Source organism: Halodesulfovibrio sp. (assembly GCF_025210605.1).
Lineage (GTDB): Bacteria > Desulfobacterota > Desulfovibrionia > Desulfovibrionales > Desulfovibrionaceae > Halodesulfovibrio.
Genome location: NZ_JAOARI010000013.1, coordinates 57475 through 73462 on the forward strand (window position 1 = coordinate 57475; position 15988 = coordinate 73462).

Here is a 15988-nt window from a genome sequence, read left to right on the forward strand (position 1 = left end):
CTAATCAGGTTAGTTGCAGTCATGCACCACGTTGGAGATATTCAGATAATTATACTCAAAGCTGACAATGTTGAGGGGCGGAATTTACGAGACCAGTGCAGCATTAGCTTTTTTCAAAAGCTATCACTGGTATGTGGTGGTGATATATGCAGCGCGAGCTGCTCTGCGCTGGTGGCGAGTTGTATTAAAAAAAAGAGGCACGCATGTAGGGGATGCGTGCCTCTCGTATAGGGTTTCGCGAATTATTATGCCTTAGTGCCGAGCAAACGTGCAAACATTTGCTTACGGTTCATCATGACCGGGGAAGCTGCTGCAATTGCTTTTTCAAAATATGTGGTCGGGTCTTGTTGGAACAAGTAGACCACACGTATGTCGTCTGGGTCGCCTAGAACGGCTTTCGGGTAACGTTTTTTGGCAGCAGCCAGTCGCTCTTTTGCTAATGCGTCAATTTCATCTTCTTCACCGAACGTCATAGCGCCTGTAGGACAGGAAAGTACACAGGCTGGCTTCATGCCGTTCTGGATACGGTCGATGCACATGTCGCATTTGGAGAGCTGCCCCGAGACAGGATCCTTGCGTGGAATGTCGTATGGGCAAGATTCGCGAACGCCTTCGGCGTCAACATTTTTAGTGTATTCTGTAAAGACAACAGCACCAGTTGTTTCGTCCTGAATAACAGCACGTTCGTCATCAAGCTCCGCCTGACCTAAGCAAGGCGGTTCGTAGCAATGACGGCACTGTTCTGGGAAAAACAGCCAGTCAACTTTGCCGTTGACTACGACTTCTTCAAAGCGCACAAGTCGTATTGTGTTAAAGCTCAGATCCTTAGGGTTTTGGTGTGAGCCCCAGTTCACTGTTTCTTCCGCCGGAAGCTTTTTCCATTGTTTGCATGCTACCTGACAACCACGGCATGCCGTGCAGCGGGTAAGATCGACGAGGAATTTTTTAGCCATGGCTTACGCTCTCTTTATCTTGCTCACGTTAACCATGAACGCCTTTGTTTCCGGAATACCGGTGTTAGGGTCGCCCACAGAAGGAGTGAGGAGGTTTGCAGAATCACCACCGTTTTTCGGTGTCACCCAGCCATAGTGCCAAGGAAGACCGACAAGATGCACGTCCTGTCCCTGAACTTTGTATGGCTTGATGCGCTTGGTTACGATGGCAACACACTTGAGCTTGCCGCGCAGGCTGGAAACATTCACAGTTTCGCCGTTCGCAATGTTTTCTTTCTTTGCCAATTCTTCACTGATTTCACAGAACAACTGTGGCTCTGTTTCAATCAGCCATCCCTGATAACGAGTCATCAATCCAGTCTGCCAATGTTCTGTTACGCGGTATGTGGTTCCAACATACGGGTATTTAGGGTTGGCAACTGCTTTTTCCTCACTTGCAATTTGATATGCAGTAGGGTTGTGCAGCTGGGATGAGAACGGATGCTTTGCAATAGGGCATTCAAGCGGTTCATAGTGCTCTGGGAATGGACCTTCCTGACGTCCCGGGCCGTAAATCTGACCGAAGCCGTGCTTACGCATGATGAACGCATGCTTTGTTCCCGGTTTCCATCCACCATCAGGTACATCGCCCTGCCATTTGGTTTTATCGCCAGTCCAGTTAATAACCGCTTTTTTAGGTGCGTACGGTTTACCTGTAAGGTCAACAGAAGCACGGTTGTAGAGAATGCGGCGGTTTACAGGCCAGCACCATGCCCAGTTAGGGTACAGCCCGATATTCGCTTGTGCTTTGTTTTGTGTTTTGTCACGGCGGGCAGCCATGTTGCCTTTGTCAGTGTAAGAGCCACAGTAGAGCCAGTTACCGGAACATGTTGAACCGTCATCTTTAAGGTATGCAAAACTCGGAACCTGCTGACCTTTTTTGAACTTCTTACCCTTAACTTCGGTATCTTTCATAAAGTAACCGTTGATAAGTTTAGCAATGCCGTGTGGGTCAAAGTGACCGTGGCTGTTCTGCCAGTCGTTCAGTCCAAGGTTTATGATAGGGTCCGGATATGCACCGCCGTCCTTTTTGTAGAGTTGCTGGATTTTGTCGGTGAGTTTCAGGATGATGTCACCGTCAGGAAGAGTCTGTGCATATGGTTTCGGACCCTGATAACGCCATTGCATCCAGCGACCGGAGTTTGTAACGGAGCCTTCTTTTTCGATGGAAACAGCACAAGGCAGGAAGAATACTTCTGTCTTGATGTCCTCAGGTTTCATATCCGGTCCACGCCAGAATGAAGCTGTTTCGTTGTCGAAAATGTTGACGTTGACGAGCCAGTCAAGCTTGCCCATAGCTTCACGGTTTTTATTGGCGTTTGCGCCGCCGCATGCCGGGTTCTGACCCCAAGCAAAGAAACCGTCAAACTGCCCCTGATTCATTTTTTCAAACATGGACAGCCAGTAGTATTCTGTCATCGGCTTGTGTGCATCAAGCTTAGGCAGCATTTCGTACCCTTTTTCCGGTGTTGCCTTCGGGTACATTGCTTTTACGAAACTGGATACATACTTTGGCTTGTTGCCCCACCAGTTTGCGGACATAGGGTCTGCTGATTTAGGGGTACAGTTTTTGTTGTATGCTGCAAGATCAGACCACTTGGATTTAGGGGTTCCAAGGTATCCCGGCAGAATATGTACGAGGAGACAGTGGTCAGTTGAACCCTGCACGTTGGATTCGCCGCGCAGAGCGTTAACACCACCGCCAGCAACGCCAATGTTACCGAGAAGCAGCTGTACTATTGCCATGGTGCGGATGTTCTGAACACCTACTGTGTGCTGTGTCCAACCCATTGCGTACATGATGGTTGCAGATTTGTCCGGCGATCCGGAAGCTGCATATGTCTTGTATACCTTGAGGATATCTTCTTTAGGCGTTCCTGTGACGTCAGACACAGTATCTACATCATAACGGGCAAAGTGTTTTTTGAGCAGGTTGAATACACAACGCGGGTTCTTTAACGATTCGTCGCGAACAGGGACACCATTTTTGTCCAGTTCGAATGCCCATTTGGATTTGTCATATGAACCTGTTTTAGGATCAAAACCGGAGAAGACACCGTCATCAAATGTATAATCTTTGCCGACAACAAAAGATGCGTTGGTGTAGTTAACAACATACTCTTTGAAGTATTTGTTGTTATCGAGGATGTATTTGACCATGCCGCCAAGGAAAGGAATATCCGCACCGGAGCGAATAGGAGCAAACATATCGCACTTGGCAGATGTACGGGTAAAGCGCGGGTCAACATGGATGAGTGTTGCGCCCTTGTCTTTAGCTTTCATTACCCATTTGAAGGAAATAGGATGGTTTTCGGCAGCGTTACTGCCCATGATTAATACACAGTCACTGTTCTTAAGGTCGATCCAGTGGTTAGTCATCGCACCGCGTCCAAACGACTCTGCCAGAGCCGCTACAGTTGCGCTGTGTCAGATACGCGCTTGGTGTTCAACATACACCAAGCCAAGAGATCTGAGTAATGACTGGTATGCCCAGCATTCTTCGTTATCCATTGCGGCGGAACCGGCAGAAGCGATGGCTTCCGTGCGGTTAACTTGCTCGCCTTTTTCATTCTTACGTTGGAAAGACGTATCGCGGGTTTTTTTAACGCGCTTTGCAATTTCTGTCAGTGCCCAGTCCCAGGAGACAGGTTTCCATTCTGTGCTATTAGGAGCACGGTACAATGGAGTTTGGGGGCGGTTGTCGTTTTCAGCAAGCTGCCATATTGCAGCACCCTTAGCACACAGAGAACCTTCATTGATCGGGTGATCTGGATCACCTTCGACATTGATTGCACGACCATCACCGTCTTTAGCTGTGTTGACGATAAGTCCGCAACCTACAGCACAGTAGCAGCATACGGATGTTGTCTGCTTGGACCATTGTAGTTTTTGCAGCTCAGCTTTCGCGACGGTCGGCTTTAAAGAAATACCAAGTCCGCCAAAAGCAGATGCGGTGGCGGCACCTGCTGAAAGCTTGAGGAATTGCCTACGGGAGACTGTCATTGTTCCTCCTGATAATGAAGCTGGTCAACGTCCTCTAATTTCGCAACCAAACGCAAGGAGCATTGCAAATCCGTTACCATATCCTTTGCAGGCAGGCAGAGCATTCACTTGTGTCGGCTGCGGTATTTGAATCGGTATTTCTTTAGGGACAGGCGAAAGTTCACACAAAGTGGCACGTGTGTGTACGTCGGTCAGAGAAATTCCGAGTCCTGAAAAAGGAAGCAAAGTCGCTTCATCGTGTTGAGAACGATTTATACGTTCCATAACAAAAACCCCTTCCAACTTGATTGGAGTGCTGGCTGCACCACGCAATCGTCATCTGATAGAAGCAGGGTAGTCGTGAAAGAAGGTGTTCAACAATGGAAATAAACTTACAAGGTCTACTGCACTCGGTAAGTGCTATATTATTATAGAAAACAGTACTTTAAAGAATGTTGGATTTTGTATACGCACTGTTTGACACCGGATATGCGCACGGTTTGACACCATAGAGATGTGAGGTGTGTATCTTATTGAAAATAATGCAAACTTTGCCGTAAGTGCTTACTTTTTGAATGGGTCAAAGTCTGGAACAAGGTCGCATAACTGAGACAGCAATAAGGAGAGAATGTCTCCATCCTTGTTGTTATAGCGAAATTCCAGTTCTTTGAGGTAGAGCGGGAAACGTTGTGGGGTGATACCCTTAAAACGTTTTAAGCGGGAATGTCCGAATTCCCAGAAGGAGCCTTCCCGAATTGGGAAGTCATGGTCGTATTTTCTGATGTACTCGTATGGCAGGGAGTCATCGCCACATAGAATGAGCGCATCGTACTGGCGATATTTTCCAGTGTATATAATGTTACCCGCACGGAAGAGGGTAAGGTGGAAGCTGTGATTGAAGTGAAATACTGTTTCGGCTTCAATACCGCTCACTAAGTCAATAAAAACCCAGCCGTTGCGTTCCATTATGCCGAAAACAGGGATAGCACCCTTTGCTCTGACAGGCGGTGCACCGGTAAGTTTTTTTCCTTTAATATATCTGCCCAGTCCGGTTTCAGGACCAAGTAGCTGGCGGGCATCTGTTGCGTGTGCCAGCAGGGCAAAGCGAATAGTTGTTACTGCCTTGTAGGCAGCATTGTAGGAAAGATTAACTTCCTGCGCCAGTTCATGAACTGTGTATTCTTGCAGGAACATGTGAGCAAGGTGGAGCCATGTAGAAGGTGACAGGCTGCCGTTGTTAATCCAGCGTCCGCTGAAATCCTGAAATGTGTATTTGCAAGTGGCACAGCGATATCGCCCCCCAGAAAGAGTATAAAGCTTGTGTTGTCCGCATCTTGGACAAAAGCGTACACCGGAAGGCCAGCAAAAAGAAAGAAGGTATTCTAATGCTGCGTCTTCAGAACTAAGCATGGAGATGTCGAAAGCTGCTGTTTCTTGCATAGTCACTACTTACTGTTAAATTGACACTAGGGCAAGAACTACCTTTGTTTTAGTTGGTTGTACAATCAAAAGCGTGAGTGCTTCCTGCATTATACATTTTGTTATATACTGTGTTTTGAAACGTTATTCTTCTGCAAGAGCTGGTACTTACTTACAAAAAACTTGCGATTACGTATTTGAAAGTATACGTCATATAAGAAGTGTCCCTTTGTTTTTTCTGTTTTTCAAGGGAGAGTGTATGCGGCTAGCATTCAAGTTTGCGACTTGGGCTGTGTTCTGTATTGCGTTGCTGGGTTGTGAAACAAAATTAGAAAAGCCAGCGCAGTATGTGCGGGTTCCCGGTGTTTCTTCTACAGAAATTACTATTGGTTCCTCACTCGCTTTGGAAGGACACGCAAGTTATCTGGGGACACAGACCCTGCGTGGTGCGCAAAGTTATTTACGCAATGTAAATGCTCTTGGCGGCGTGCACGGAAGGCTCATAACTTTGCAGGCTATGGATGACGGCTATGACCCCACCAGATGTTTAGCAAACACGCACCGCCTTGTGAGCAGCGGTAATATCTTCTCTCTTTTCGGATTTGTCGGAACTCCCACCACCGTACGCGTACTGCCACTTATTGAAGAAGCAAAAATACCTCTCGTCGGTGCTTTTTCTGGTGCCAATGCGTTACGTGTACCGTTTAATCCCTATGTATTTAATATACGAGCTTCATACTATCAGGAAACAAAAGCGGCTGTGGAATTGCTTGTTTCACAAATGCAATGCAAACGTATTGCTGTTTTTTATCAGTATGATGCCTATGGATTTGACGGGCTTATGGGAACAGAACTTGCTTTACGTGAAGTAGGGCTTGCGCCTGTGGCGCGTGGCTCATATGTTCGGGGGGCTGTAGATATTGATGAGGCTCTGCATAAAATTGTTACGGCACAGCCTGATGCTGTTGTTCTTGTAGGTACATACGAGCCTTGCGCAGAATTTATTACTAAAGCGGATGCCCTCGGGTTGGATGCCGCTTTTTTTAATTTGTCTTTTGTCGGTGCAGAAGAGCTTGCCAGACTTCTACCTGACGACATAAAGGGAGACGTGCTTGTCTCGCAAGTTGTTCCTCCACCATTCTCCCCTCAGGTACATGAGTTGATGGGAATAGCAGAGGAGTATGTGCGGCATTTGAAAGAATTGTATCCAGATGACGTGCCGAATGCAGTCGGGCTTGAAGGATATGTGAATGCGAGGGTTATGGTGGAAGGGTTGCGCAGAGCTGGAAGAAATTTGACCCGCGAAAGTTTTATGAAAGCTCTGGAGTCAATGGGGAAATTTCCACTTGGGGGAAAAGCATCTGTGGCTTTTACACCGGAAGATCATCAGGGTTTAGAGATGGTATATTATACCGTGTTGGAAGATGGCGAATTTAAATTGATTGACGACACATACCTGCACTTAAAACGGAGTGCTGCGGTTAAATTTGAGGAGCAGGTTACCCAATGATTCGCTCAAAATTTGCACAGTTAAGTTTGAAGAATAAGTTCTTCTTTTCGATTCTGATAGTTATTTTGCTTATCAGCGGTACTATTGCGTTGCTTGCGCGCTGGATTCTTATTTCCGGTTTGACGCAAGAGCTGGAAATGCGTGGTACTGCGATAGCCCATAGTGTGGCAACTCGCGGTACTGAGTATATTCTAGAGAATGATACTGCGCATCTGTTGAATGTTCTTTTCGATGAAAAACAACTACATGAACGCAGAAATCTTGTTGCATACATATATGTTGAAGGAAAGAGCGGCAAAATTCTTAGCCATACCTTTACTACGCCTTTTCCAAAAAGATTAAAGGGCGTTAATCCGGTTACCGAAAAGGTAGAGAAGAGTGTGCAGGTTGTGCCATTTGGTGGGCATGAAGCATATGATATTGCAGTACCCATTAAAGAGGGTATTTATCAGATAGGAACAGTGCATGTGGGATTATCTAAAGCGCACATAGATAATCTTGTGGGTAAGTTGCGCGCAATGTTTCTGGGCTTTATCTCGGCGGTAATTATCATCACATTCTGGGTCAGCCATAGGATGGCAAAATATATTGCGGACCCTGTTATGACGTTGACACAGATTTCAGATGATCTGTCGCGGGGGAGTTTTACCTCTTCTGACCTTATTTATACGGATGAACAGGCGGGGTGTCCTGCCTTCCATGATACAGATTTGCCGTGCTGGCATTTTGATGAACAGCGGACAGGGGCGAATAATACTGGAGCCAGACCACATAGATGTAAGAAATGTGCATTTTACAATGAACCGGGTGACGGTGACGAAGTACAGCAGCTTACAACTTCGTTTCGGAATATGGTGTGGTCGATTCGTTTGTATCGTCGAAGACTTCAGGAATCTGAAAGCACGTACCGGTCTCTCTTCCGCAGTGGACCTGATCCTATTTTTGTTGTGGATGTGCTTACACAGAAGCTTGTGGATGCAAACCCGCGAACAGAAGAAGTCTACGGGTATACTCGCGATGAATTGGTAGGCATGCGGTATACGAGTTTCGGTCAAGAGCATGCCAAAGAATGTTTCGAATATTTCAGTAACGACGAACTGTGTGCTGAGGCTATGCGGTCTGCGCGTGTCGTGCATTTACGTAAAGGCAACATACCTATGTATGTTAACGTGACAGCGTGCTTTATCAGTTACCGTACACGTCCTGCCATTATCGTATCGACAACGGATGTTACTGATCTTGTTGAAAAGGATGCCCAGCTTATTCAGGCATCTAAAATGAAATCTCTTGGTGAAATGTCTACAGGTGTTGCCCATGAGCTTAACCAGCCGTTGAATGCTATTCGCATGGGCAGTGACTTTTTAACGATGGTGCATGAACAGGGTATCGATATACCTAAAGAACAGTATGCACAGGTTGTTACAGAAATCAGCACACAAGTGGACAGAGCGTCTGACATTATCAATACACTCAGGTCGTTCGGTCGTAAGGCAGATTTATTGCTTGAAGATGTGAATTTGAATGAACCTGTGGGAGCTGTTGTTTCGTTGTTGAGCAGGCAGTTCCTGATTGAAGATGTTCATATTGTTACAGAACTTGATCCGGTACTGCCGTATATCACTGCACAGCACAACAAATTACAGCAGGTGCTACTGAATCTGGTTATTAATGCACGTGACGCAATTGTAGAAAGAAATGAAGAGGGAGCGGGTGTGAGAGGCCGCATCCTGATTCGGACTGAATATGACGCTGAAGGAGTATCTGTTTCCGTAGAAGATAACGGAACCGGTATTCCTGACCATGTAGCACAGAAGGTTTTTGAACCATTCTTTACAACAAAAGCTACAGGGCAGGGAATGGGGCTTGGACTTGCCATTTCTTACGGCATTGTACGTGAATATGATGGGGAACTGAGTATTCAAAGTACAGTAGGTAACGGCACGTGCTTTACAGTTCGCTTCCCGCGTCAAGAGGTGGCTCAAGTAGCCAATTAAAAAAGGTACATAATTTAATGAAGATTTTAGTTATTGATGACGAGCAACCTACATTAACAATGTTTGAATTGTTATTAAGTACGTTAGGACACGAAGTCCTTCTGGCAAACTCTGGTGAGCTGGGGCTTGAAGTTTTTGCAGAACACCGTCCTCCACTGGTGTTAACTGATATTAAGATGCCGGGGATGGACGGTATCGAAGTTCTTGGTCGCCTCAAAGAAGAAGAGCCGAACGTCGAGGTAGTCGTCATTACCGGTCACGGTGATATGGATGTTGCAATCAAAGCGCTGAATCTTGATGCAACTGATTTTATTAATAAACCGCTTCGGATAGATGTGCTTGAGCAGGCGTTAGCGCGTGTGGAAGAACGTATTAAGTTGAGCACAGAAAAGTTTGCATCGCTTTCAACAGATTTTACTAGCGACACAATGGTAATAACTGTTTGCGGTACTCTTGGCACAGCTGATGAAGCTGAGATAAAGCATGTTTTTAAAGGTGCGGGCAAAGCCAGAAGAATTGTGTTGGATTTTGCTGAAAATACTTCAATCAACGGTGCTGCCATTGCACTGCTGACAGATTCTATCCGTTCGTTCTACAACGATGGCGGTAAAGTTATTATCTCCGGTTTGTCGGAGAATTTTCGTAATGTTTTTCAAATAATGGGTGTAACAAGATTTGCAACCTTTGTAGATAATATACAGGATGCAGAGTTATAGAGATTGCTCACGATACTTGATGGTTAGGACATGTGATGCGTTTTAGATACTTGAATTGACAGACTTTCACAAAAAAATCGTGTCCTGTAAGGTGACTTTTTTGTATTTTTTTACAAGGTACCTAATCATCAGGAGGTGAGACATGACCTGGTCAACACTAAAACGGTATCAACTGGTTCTGGTCTTGATTGCACTGACGGTTCTTGCGGGCTGCACAAACAGATATAACCCGAATGTTTATTCCGGCGATCAAGCAATGCAAGCTGACAGCATCAGCTATGGAACAATCACTCGAATGAATGCAGTTACAATTAAAGACGATAATACAGGTGTAGGACTCGTCGGTGGCGGACTTGCCGGTGGGCTTGTCGGCAGTACAATCGGTGGTGGTTCCGGTCGGGTCTTAGGGGCAGTCGGTGGCGCAATAGTTGGCGCTACTGCCGGTGCTCTGGCTGAAGACGAGTTCCAGAAAACAGATGGTATCCAGATTACAGTGAGATTGGATTCCGGACGCTCTGTATCAATTGTACAAGCGGCAGAAGGGTCTAATTTCAGCTACGGACAACGTGTTCGTGTTATTACATCGCCAAACGGAAAATCTAGAGTGCTTCCGTACTAGGCGAAACGTATAGCTAGAATGAAAACGGATAGATGTGATTTGCATCTATCCGTTTTTTTGTTGATGACGTAATGTGATGTAGCATCATCGTGATGATGCTTATCGAGGAATTTATCCGCCGATAGCGTTCATGCGGGTTTCTGCCACTTCATTTTGTCGTTTTGCATTAAGCAATTCAATTCCAAGCGGTTTACTGATGTTGGATTCATGAATGACATTGGCAATATCAGTGTCAGTTATTGAAGGGTTGCGAAGCATGGTGCGCAAATCGATTTCGTTGTCAGAGAAAAGACAGGTGCGAAGTTGTCCGTTTGCGGTAATGCGAAGCCTGTTACACGATGCACAGAAGTGGTTGGACATAGGGGTAATGAGACCAAGACGCCCTTTGCCGCCTTCAATACCAAAAAGTTTTGCCGGACCGGAGCGGCGTTCTTTCTTTTCAAGTTTTGTGAGAACAGCGAGTTTTTTTGCATCACTCAGAATTTCATCAGCAGACCAGAAGTTGCTTTCACTCCATGCGCTGGAACTTCCCATCGGCATAAATTCAATAAAGCGCACATCTACAGGGTTATTTTTTGCAAAATTAATAAAGACCGGAAGCTCATCGTCGTTAATGCCTTTGAGCGCTACGGTGTTAATTTTTACCCCCAGCCCATGCTCCAGACAGTCATCAATAGCCCGTGTCACATTGCGGAGCATGTCGCGACCAGTTATTCTCTGAAATTTCAAACGATTAAATGTATCTAAAGAAATGTTTACATAGCGCACACCAAGCTCGGCAAGTGCTTTTGCTTTGCCGTTCATCAGTGTTGCGTTGGTGGTAAGGCGTACGTCAAGATCGGGATGTTTTGTGAGCAACATCTCCACAAGATCAAGAAAATTGCGTCTGGCAAAAGGTTCACCGCCAGTAAGGCGGACTTTGCGCACACCCATTGCGACAGAAATATCGATGAGTCGGGCAATTTCTTCGTATGTGATAATGTTGCTATGCGGGATGAACTGCATACCGTCAGCTGACCAGCAGTACATGCAGCGCAGGTTACAACGGTCTGTAATTGAAACGCGGAGATAATCGACAGTTCTTCCGTGGTTGTCAGTAAGCGTAACGGATGAGCTGTTTTGTGTATGGATAGATGTATGTGTCATATTGCAGCTATGATCCGGCGGGCCATTTCAAGGTCTGCGGGATAGTTTACGTTAAAGAACGGTAGCGATTCCTGTTGAGAATACGACAAACGGTGCTGGTGTTCTTCGGGGATAACACGGCTCAGTTTGTATATTCCAAGATCGACAGCCCGTTCAAAAAGGGGCAGTGCCTCGAACTCATAGATGGAAACCAGAGCTTCGATGAAGCCTGTTTCCTTTTGCAAAAATGTTGTCTGTAATGTTCCCTCAGGGCGTGCTTTCCAGAAGTCGATGAGTTTTTGGAGCAGGGGTGTGTCCATGAACGGTAAATCGCAGGACAATACAAGCACAGGTCCCTGTGCTGCACGCAAAGAGGTCATAATGCCTCCAATGGGACCTGTGCCTTCAACTTCATCTTTGACCCAGAGATAGCCGTCAGCATGGGGTTTAACATCTCTGCTGGAAATCCATACCTCCGAGCATACCGACTCAAGCAGCTTGCATGTGTATACAAGCAAATCCGGTTCGGAATCTCCGTGCACATGAAGGCGGGTCTTGTCGTGACCCATACGGGAACTCAGCCCTCCGGCAAGGACGATTCCGGTGAGTCTTTCAGAATCGTCTTTGTACATTATGTCAGTACCCTAGGTGTTTGCAGATCATGGAAGACCGTGAATCGTTTTTCCTGATCGCGGGCAAAGCCAATGAGTGTAATGTCGTGTTCCTGCGCCATCGCAATAGAAGCACTGGTTACCGCAGAGCGGCTGATAATGAATTTATATCCGGCACGGATGGCTTTAGCGCATAAGCTTGCGGTTACTCGTGCTGAGACCATGAGTACCAGACCGGAAAGCGGTGTTTCGGTTCGGCTTGCCCATCCGGCAAGGCGGTCAATGCAGTTATGACGCCCGATATCTTCGGTGCGATGCAGCATAGTATGCGTTTTAGCATCATATGCGCCTGCGCGGTGAAAACATCCGGTGCCATGCCATTGACCTTCTTCGTCGATAAATTTTGCCATTGCGCCGAGCATTTCAGCACCATGTAATTTACCCGGATCAAGTTCGTTTTCTATGGCATCACAGAGTGTTACGTTGTATTCGTACTCGCCAATTTTTTCGACAGTCGTTTTGGCACTGCCACCGCCAAGATCAAGCAGAGCGTGACCGGCAACAAGGTCTTCAAGATATTCCGGCCATGCCCACAATGTGTGCGAAGTGCCGTTAAAATGGAATGTTACAGGTATTTCAATGCTCACTATGTCAGGGTGAACAGCCCATTGACCGTCTTTGTACTGGGTTACAGTAATCGGTTTGGGTTCGCAGTTAGAACAAGATTCGTTTTTTGGCATTAAAACCCCCAAGCTGAGAGTGTAGGGCGAGCGTATCCTTGTTTTCGTGCAAGAATGTCAAGCGTCAGAGATTCCAGATCATCAAGGACAGGGATGCTTACCCGATCAAATTCGCGGAAATCGCTGATTTTGATATAGCAGCTGCACGTTTTACAAACGTGAACTTCGTATCCTGCTTCGCCATCAGCTTTAAAGTATTCAAGTTTATTGTGGTCTTCTTCCCCGCAAAAAGCGCATTGTAAGCGTTTTGCGCGGTATTCAAGACGACAGAAAGAACATGTAAGATATTTAAGTCCTTCTTTTTCTTTTAACGAAGCAATCAGCGGTTGTGAACCACAATGTGGACAATGTCCGTATGGCCAAGGTTCTTCATCACTTCTGTGTTCTTTCAACAGCTCTGTTTGTGCCTGAAGAGAAGGAGTAACACTACCCTGAGCAAGGAAGCGTACAAGGCTTGGAGACTCAGGGATACGGGCTGCCCAGTCAGCAAAGAACATATTGTCGTCAGAAATAAAGGCGTCGCATGCTTCCTGAATGCTTAATTCTTTATCTTCAATTGCTTTGCGGATTTTTGTTGCGGAAGAGGCGAGCGGCTCTTCTGCTTTATCCAGCATAGCCAGCATTTTTCCAAAAAGAATAGCAGTTTCTTTAGGATCGTATGCAAATGCAGCTCTGTTAACAAGAGGAGCACCTTGAATATGCATGCCTGATGTAACCTGCGGTTGCAATGGTTGCACAGTAACATTGGCGCGGCTAGCAAGTTGAAGCACAGCTGTGTTGCTTACGATTTGTAAGAGTTCTTGAGGTAAAAAACCTTTTTCAGCGATATGTGTAAGCTTACGTTCAAGTCTCTTAGTTTCTAATTCCAAATTGAATTCCATGCTATCTCCTCAGGAAGATTTATATCTGAACATTCAGGAGCACGTACTGTATCGTGACTACGAAAGAGGACAACGCTTTTATTTCCTGCTCATAGTGTTACACAACGCGGCTTTTTGTAGAAAAGCATAACACGATGTTGCGTAACTAAAACAAACTAAAAATAACCAGAATGAACTTTGCTTGTTGATGTTGAAAAATATGTAACAGCATGCACAGGTAAAAGAAGAAAACTGCGCAGCCAGTCTAGGCATTGATAGAGCAAATGTATTTACAGGATGAATGCCGTTCTGTGAAGGAAGCACAAGGCATGCGAGGTGAACAGGGAAGGGCGTTGACTGTACAATTGTATTGTAAGGTGTGGATACGGTCTGTCAACGATGGAAGAGAATAGAATAAGGCACCGGAAATTTCGAATATGGTTTCCGGTGCCTTTTTTGTTTTAATATGCAAGTTGGCTAAGAGATTTAAGAATGAGAGTGCAGCCCATGGCAAGCATGCCTGTTAATCCCATGCCGCAAGAAAAACCAGCTAGCAATACCGGCGCATAGTGCCGCCACTCCTTGCCGTATTTTTTGAGGAAGAAGTACCTCCCCAATAGTGCGCCGATAACTTCCAATATGACCCCATGCGGTGTTGATTGCCCTAATCCGCGAACCACGCCGTAAATTAGCATGATCGGTAGTCCGAAAATAGAAAGGAAGCCGTATAGTATCAGCCCCAACCCGATTCCTGATCCGACATACACAACATTGAGTGCTTGATAGAATAACGAGTTGCCTTCGAGAGTCGAGGATTGCATCAGCAGTGAGTTAAGTGCTTGTAAATGCCATATTTTCTGCGCATACGGATAGCTTGCGGAAGGTATCGGGGCAAGTTTCCAAAGGAATTGGGAAAAAAGCAACGACGCAATAATTACAATTGGAAAGACGACAAATTCTGCTTTGATAATACCGCGTAAATTGGTTCCGGTCAGTTCAATTTCACGGAATTGCACTGTTGCTTCACCGTAGTTATGAAGCGGGATAGGGGCATACCATATCTCAATTCCGCTGTACCCAAAGTACTTGGCACCTGCTATAAAACTTGCTTCTCGCACAAATGGTAAGGAGACAAATTGTCCTACAATGCCTTCCATTCGGGCGCTGATGTATGATGCAATCGGCGTGTAGATAAATCCATACAACAGGAAAAATACCCACGGAAAGCTTGGAACCAACCAACGGCAGATCAGTATGTAGGCGATAGTTGAGAAAAAGTAGATGCCGATAGACAGCCAGAAGTTAATGTCACCGCGCCCCGGAGGTGGGTTAAGAAGCTTGGAAAAATCCAGTGTGCCGCTTTGTGTTCTAAACGAACGGATAACCTGCCATACACCGATAATGGCAATGGCAAGCCCAAGCCCGATACCAAACGACATATAAAAATCAAAGTTGTTGGCAAAAACTGTTTCAACAGTTTCCATCCCCGGTTTCCAGCGGTGCAAAATCCCCATGTCAAAGAGCACTGGGTTGGCAGCGATTGTTACTATCAGTCCGATTAGTCCGCCGATAACAGCCCAAAAAGGTAGTACCATACCGACAAAGACCAGAGTGAGGTCAAATTGTAATCCAGTGGCAACTGCCGGTAAAACTGACTCTGTATGACGGGTTAACTCAATCCACGGAATAGGGATGAGCCGTATCGGTTCTTCAAAAAGCAATCCCGAAAGCGCAGGGAGTAGAATATAGAAGAACCCAAAGATAAGTCCGATGACGCCACCCACTGAAAAGATACGCCATTTCCAGCCGGATTTACGATCTTCAGTGGATTCCGCAAGTGCCATTGTGCCCAGAGCACCAACAGGCGCCATAGGGAACGGCAGTTTTTCCACATCGGATGTCAGACGATACAAAGCATAGCCTAACCCAAAATGGTCAATGCGTTGTACAATCTGCGCTCCCACTAATAGCAGAATCGGTATGAGCCAGTCATTGTGGAAAAAAGTACGTTCTGCAAGCGCCTCGGAGCCGGGTTGTGGTGCAATCCACGTGGGAATAAATTCAGTCAAACCCAGCATCTTCGCAGCATCAGACTGCACAAGATACTGGTTCCATAGTAAGCCGGAAAATGGCGATGCGAGCGCAGCACCAGCCATGTAGAAAAGAAGAAAAACTTCCTGTTGTTTCAGTTCGGTATATGAACGCTTTGCAACTTCAGCAAAAAGAATAATCGTCACCCAACGTGCAGCGGGACCGATTCCCTGACCGATAACAAGCTGAAGGTACATGCTCCCCGGCATCATTAAAAAGCCGATGAATATTGCGCCAATGATGGTTTTCCAATCAAACCCTTGGTCAAATTGATCCGGCGGTTGTAGTAGATCACGATATTCTTGTAATTCTTTATCCTGATACATGGT

The 15988-nt window shown here is 46.0% G+C and carries 13 protein-coding genes; 4 read left to right on the top strand and 9 right to left on the bottom strand.

The genetic code is table 11. From position 1 onward, the window contains the following. Positions 1–245: 245 nt before the first annotated feature. From N4A56_RS04335 to N4A56_RS04350, 4 genes are all read right to left on the bottom strand, one after another. Positions 246–953 carry a 4Fe-4S dicluster domain-containing protein gene (locus tag N4A56_RS04335; protein ID WP_295545279.1) on the bottom strand — a complete coding sequence of 236 codons (708 nt, stop codon included), beginning with the start codon at positions 951–953 and terminating at the stop codon, positions 246–248. Between the two features lie 3 nt (positions 954–956). Next, the gene (gene fdnG / locus N4A56_RS04340; RefSeq protein WP_295545281.1) at positions 957–3995 is read right to left on the bottom strand and encodes a formate dehydrogenase-N subunit alpha; all 3039 of its coding nucleotides are present in this window, start codon (positions 3993–3995) and stop codon (positions 957–959) included. A gap of 24 nt (positions 3996–4019) precedes the next feature. Further along, positions 4020–4259, bottom strand: a complete 240-nt coding sequence (locus tag N4A56_RS04345; RefSeq protein ID WP_295545283.1) for a hypothetical protein — start codon at positions 4257–4259, stop codon at positions 4020–4022. A 279-nt stretch (positions 4260–4538) separates the two neighbouring features. Then, the gene (locus tag N4A56_RS04350) at positions 4539–5414 is read right to left on the bottom strand and encodes an IS1595 family transposase (RefSeq protein ID WP_293670384.1); all 876 of its coding nucleotides are present in this window, start codon (positions 5412–5414) and stop codon (positions 4539–4541) included. 238 nt (positions 5415–5652) lie between these two features. On the opposite strand from N4A56_RS04350, the gene N4A56_RS04355 reads away from it, so the two are divergent. The 4 genes from N4A56_RS04355 (at position 5653) to N4A56_RS04370 (ending at position 10232) form a co-directional block, all read left to right on the top strand. Next, positions 5653–6903: an ABC transporter substrate-binding protein gene (locus N4A56_RS04355; RefSeq protein WP_293670385.1), complete on the top strand. Its 1251-nt coding sequence runs from the start codon at positions 5653–5655 to the stop codon at positions 6901–6903. Next, positions 6900–8897, top strand: a complete 1998-nt coding sequence (locus N4A56_RS04360) for an ATP-binding protein (protein ID WP_293670387.1) — start codon at positions 6900–6902, stop codon at positions 8895–8897. The genes N4A56_RS04355 and N4A56_RS04360 overlap by 4 nt, the downstream gene beginning before the upstream one ends. A 17-nt stretch (positions 8898–8914) precedes the next feature. Then, positions 8915–9613, top strand: a complete 699-nt coding sequence (locus N4A56_RS04365; protein ID WP_293670388.1) for a response regulator — start codon at positions 8915–8917, stop codon at positions 9611–9613. A gap of 142 nt (positions 9614–9755) precedes the next feature. Then, positions 9756–10232, top strand: a complete 477-nt coding sequence (locus tag N4A56_RS04370; RefSeq protein WP_293670390.1) for a glycine zipper 2TM domain-containing protein — start codon at positions 9756–9758, stop codon at positions 10230–10232. Between the two features lie 111 nt (positions 10233–10343). Here N4A56_RS04370 and moaA read toward each other — a convergent pair whose 3' ends face one another. From moaA to N4A56_RS04395, 5 genes are all read right to left on the bottom strand, one after another. Beyond that, positions 10344–11378 carry a GTP 3',8-cyclase MoaA gene (moaA, locus tag N4A56_RS04375; protein ID WP_293670392.1) on the bottom strand — a complete coding sequence of 345 codons (1035 nt, stop codon included), beginning with the start codon at positions 11376–11378 and terminating at the stop codon, positions 10344–10346. Next, on the bottom strand, positions 11375–11989 hold the full coding sequence (locus N4A56_RS04380; protein ID WP_295545286.1) for a molybdenum cofactor guanylyltransferase: 615 nt from the start codon (positions 11987–11989) through the stop codon (positions 11375–11377). Before N4A56_RS04380 ends, moaA begins: the two co-directional genes overlap by 4 nt. Next, positions 11989–12708, bottom strand: coding sequence for a formate dehydrogenase accessory sulfurtransferase FdhD (locus N4A56_RS04385; protein ID WP_295545288.1), 720 nt, complete (start codon positions 12706–12708; stop codon positions 11989–11991). Before N4A56_RS04385 ends, N4A56_RS04380 begins: the two co-directional genes overlap by 1 nt. Then, positions 12708–13589, bottom strand: coding sequence for a formate dehydrogenase accessory protein FdhE (locus N4A56_RS04390; protein WP_295545289.1), 882 nt, complete (start codon positions 13587–13589; stop codon positions 12708–12710). Before N4A56_RS04390 ends, N4A56_RS04385 begins: the two co-directional genes overlap by 1 nt. A 440-nt stretch (positions 13590–14029) precedes the next feature. Next, complete coding sequence (locus tag N4A56_RS04395; RefSeq protein ID WP_295545291.1) at positions 14030–15985, bottom strand: peptide transporter; 1956 nt, start codon at positions 15983–15985, stop codon at positions 14030–14032. Positions 15986–15988 lie beyond the last annotated feature (3 nt).

What these genes read in the sequence shown, in the direction of transcription:
- N4A56_RS04335 (WP_295545279.1), bottom strand. Translation starts at nt 953, where the DNA reads ATGGCTAAAAAATTCCTCGTCGATCTTACCCGCTGCACGGCATGCCGT.
- N4A56_RS04345 (WP_295545283.1), bottom strand. Translation starts at nt 4,259, where the DNA reads ATGGAACGTATAAATCGTTCTCAACACGATGAAGCGACTTTGCTTCCT.
- N4A56_RS04350 (WP_293670384.1), bottom strand. Translation starts at nt 5,414, where the DNA reads ATGCAAGAAACAGCAGCTTTCGACATCTCCATGCTTAGTTCTGAAGAC.
- N4A56_RS04355 (WP_293670385.1), top strand. Translation starts at nt 5,653, where the DNA reads ATGCGGCTAGCATTCAAGTTTGCGACTTGGGCTGTGTTCTGTATTGCG.
- N4A56_RS04360 (WP_293670387.1), top strand. Translation starts at nt 6,900, where the DNA reads ATGATTCGCTCAAAATTTGCACAGTTAAGTTTGAAGAATAAGTTCTTC.
- N4A56_RS04365 (WP_293670388.1), top strand. Translation starts at nt 8,915, where the DNA reads ATGAAGATTTTAGTTATTGATGACGAGCAACCTACATTAACAATGTTT.
- N4A56_RS04370 (WP_293670390.1), top strand. Translation starts at nt 9,756, where the DNA reads ATGACCTGGTCAACACTAAAACGGTATCAACTGGTTCTGGTCTTGATT.
- moaA (WP_293670392.1), bottom strand. Translation starts at nt 11,378, where the DNA reads ATGACACATACATCTATCCATACACAAAACAGCTCATCCGTTACGCTT.
- N4A56_RS04380 (WP_295545286.1), bottom strand. Translation starts at nt 11,989, where the DNA reads ATGTACAAAGACGATTCTGAAAGACTCACCGGAATCGTCCTTGCCGGA.
- N4A56_RS04385 (WP_295545288.1), bottom strand. Translation starts at nt 12,708, where the DNA reads ATGCCAAAAAACGAATCTTGTTCTAACTGCGAACCCAAACCGATTACT.
- N4A56_RS04390 (WP_295545289.1), bottom strand. Translation starts at nt 13,589, where the DNA reads ATGGAATTCAATTTGGAATTAGAAACTAAGAGACTTGAACGTAAGCTT.
- N4A56_RS04395 (WP_295545291.1), bottom strand. Translation starts at nt 15,985, where the DNA reads ATGTATCAGGATAAAGAATTACAAGAATATCGTGATCTACTACAACCG.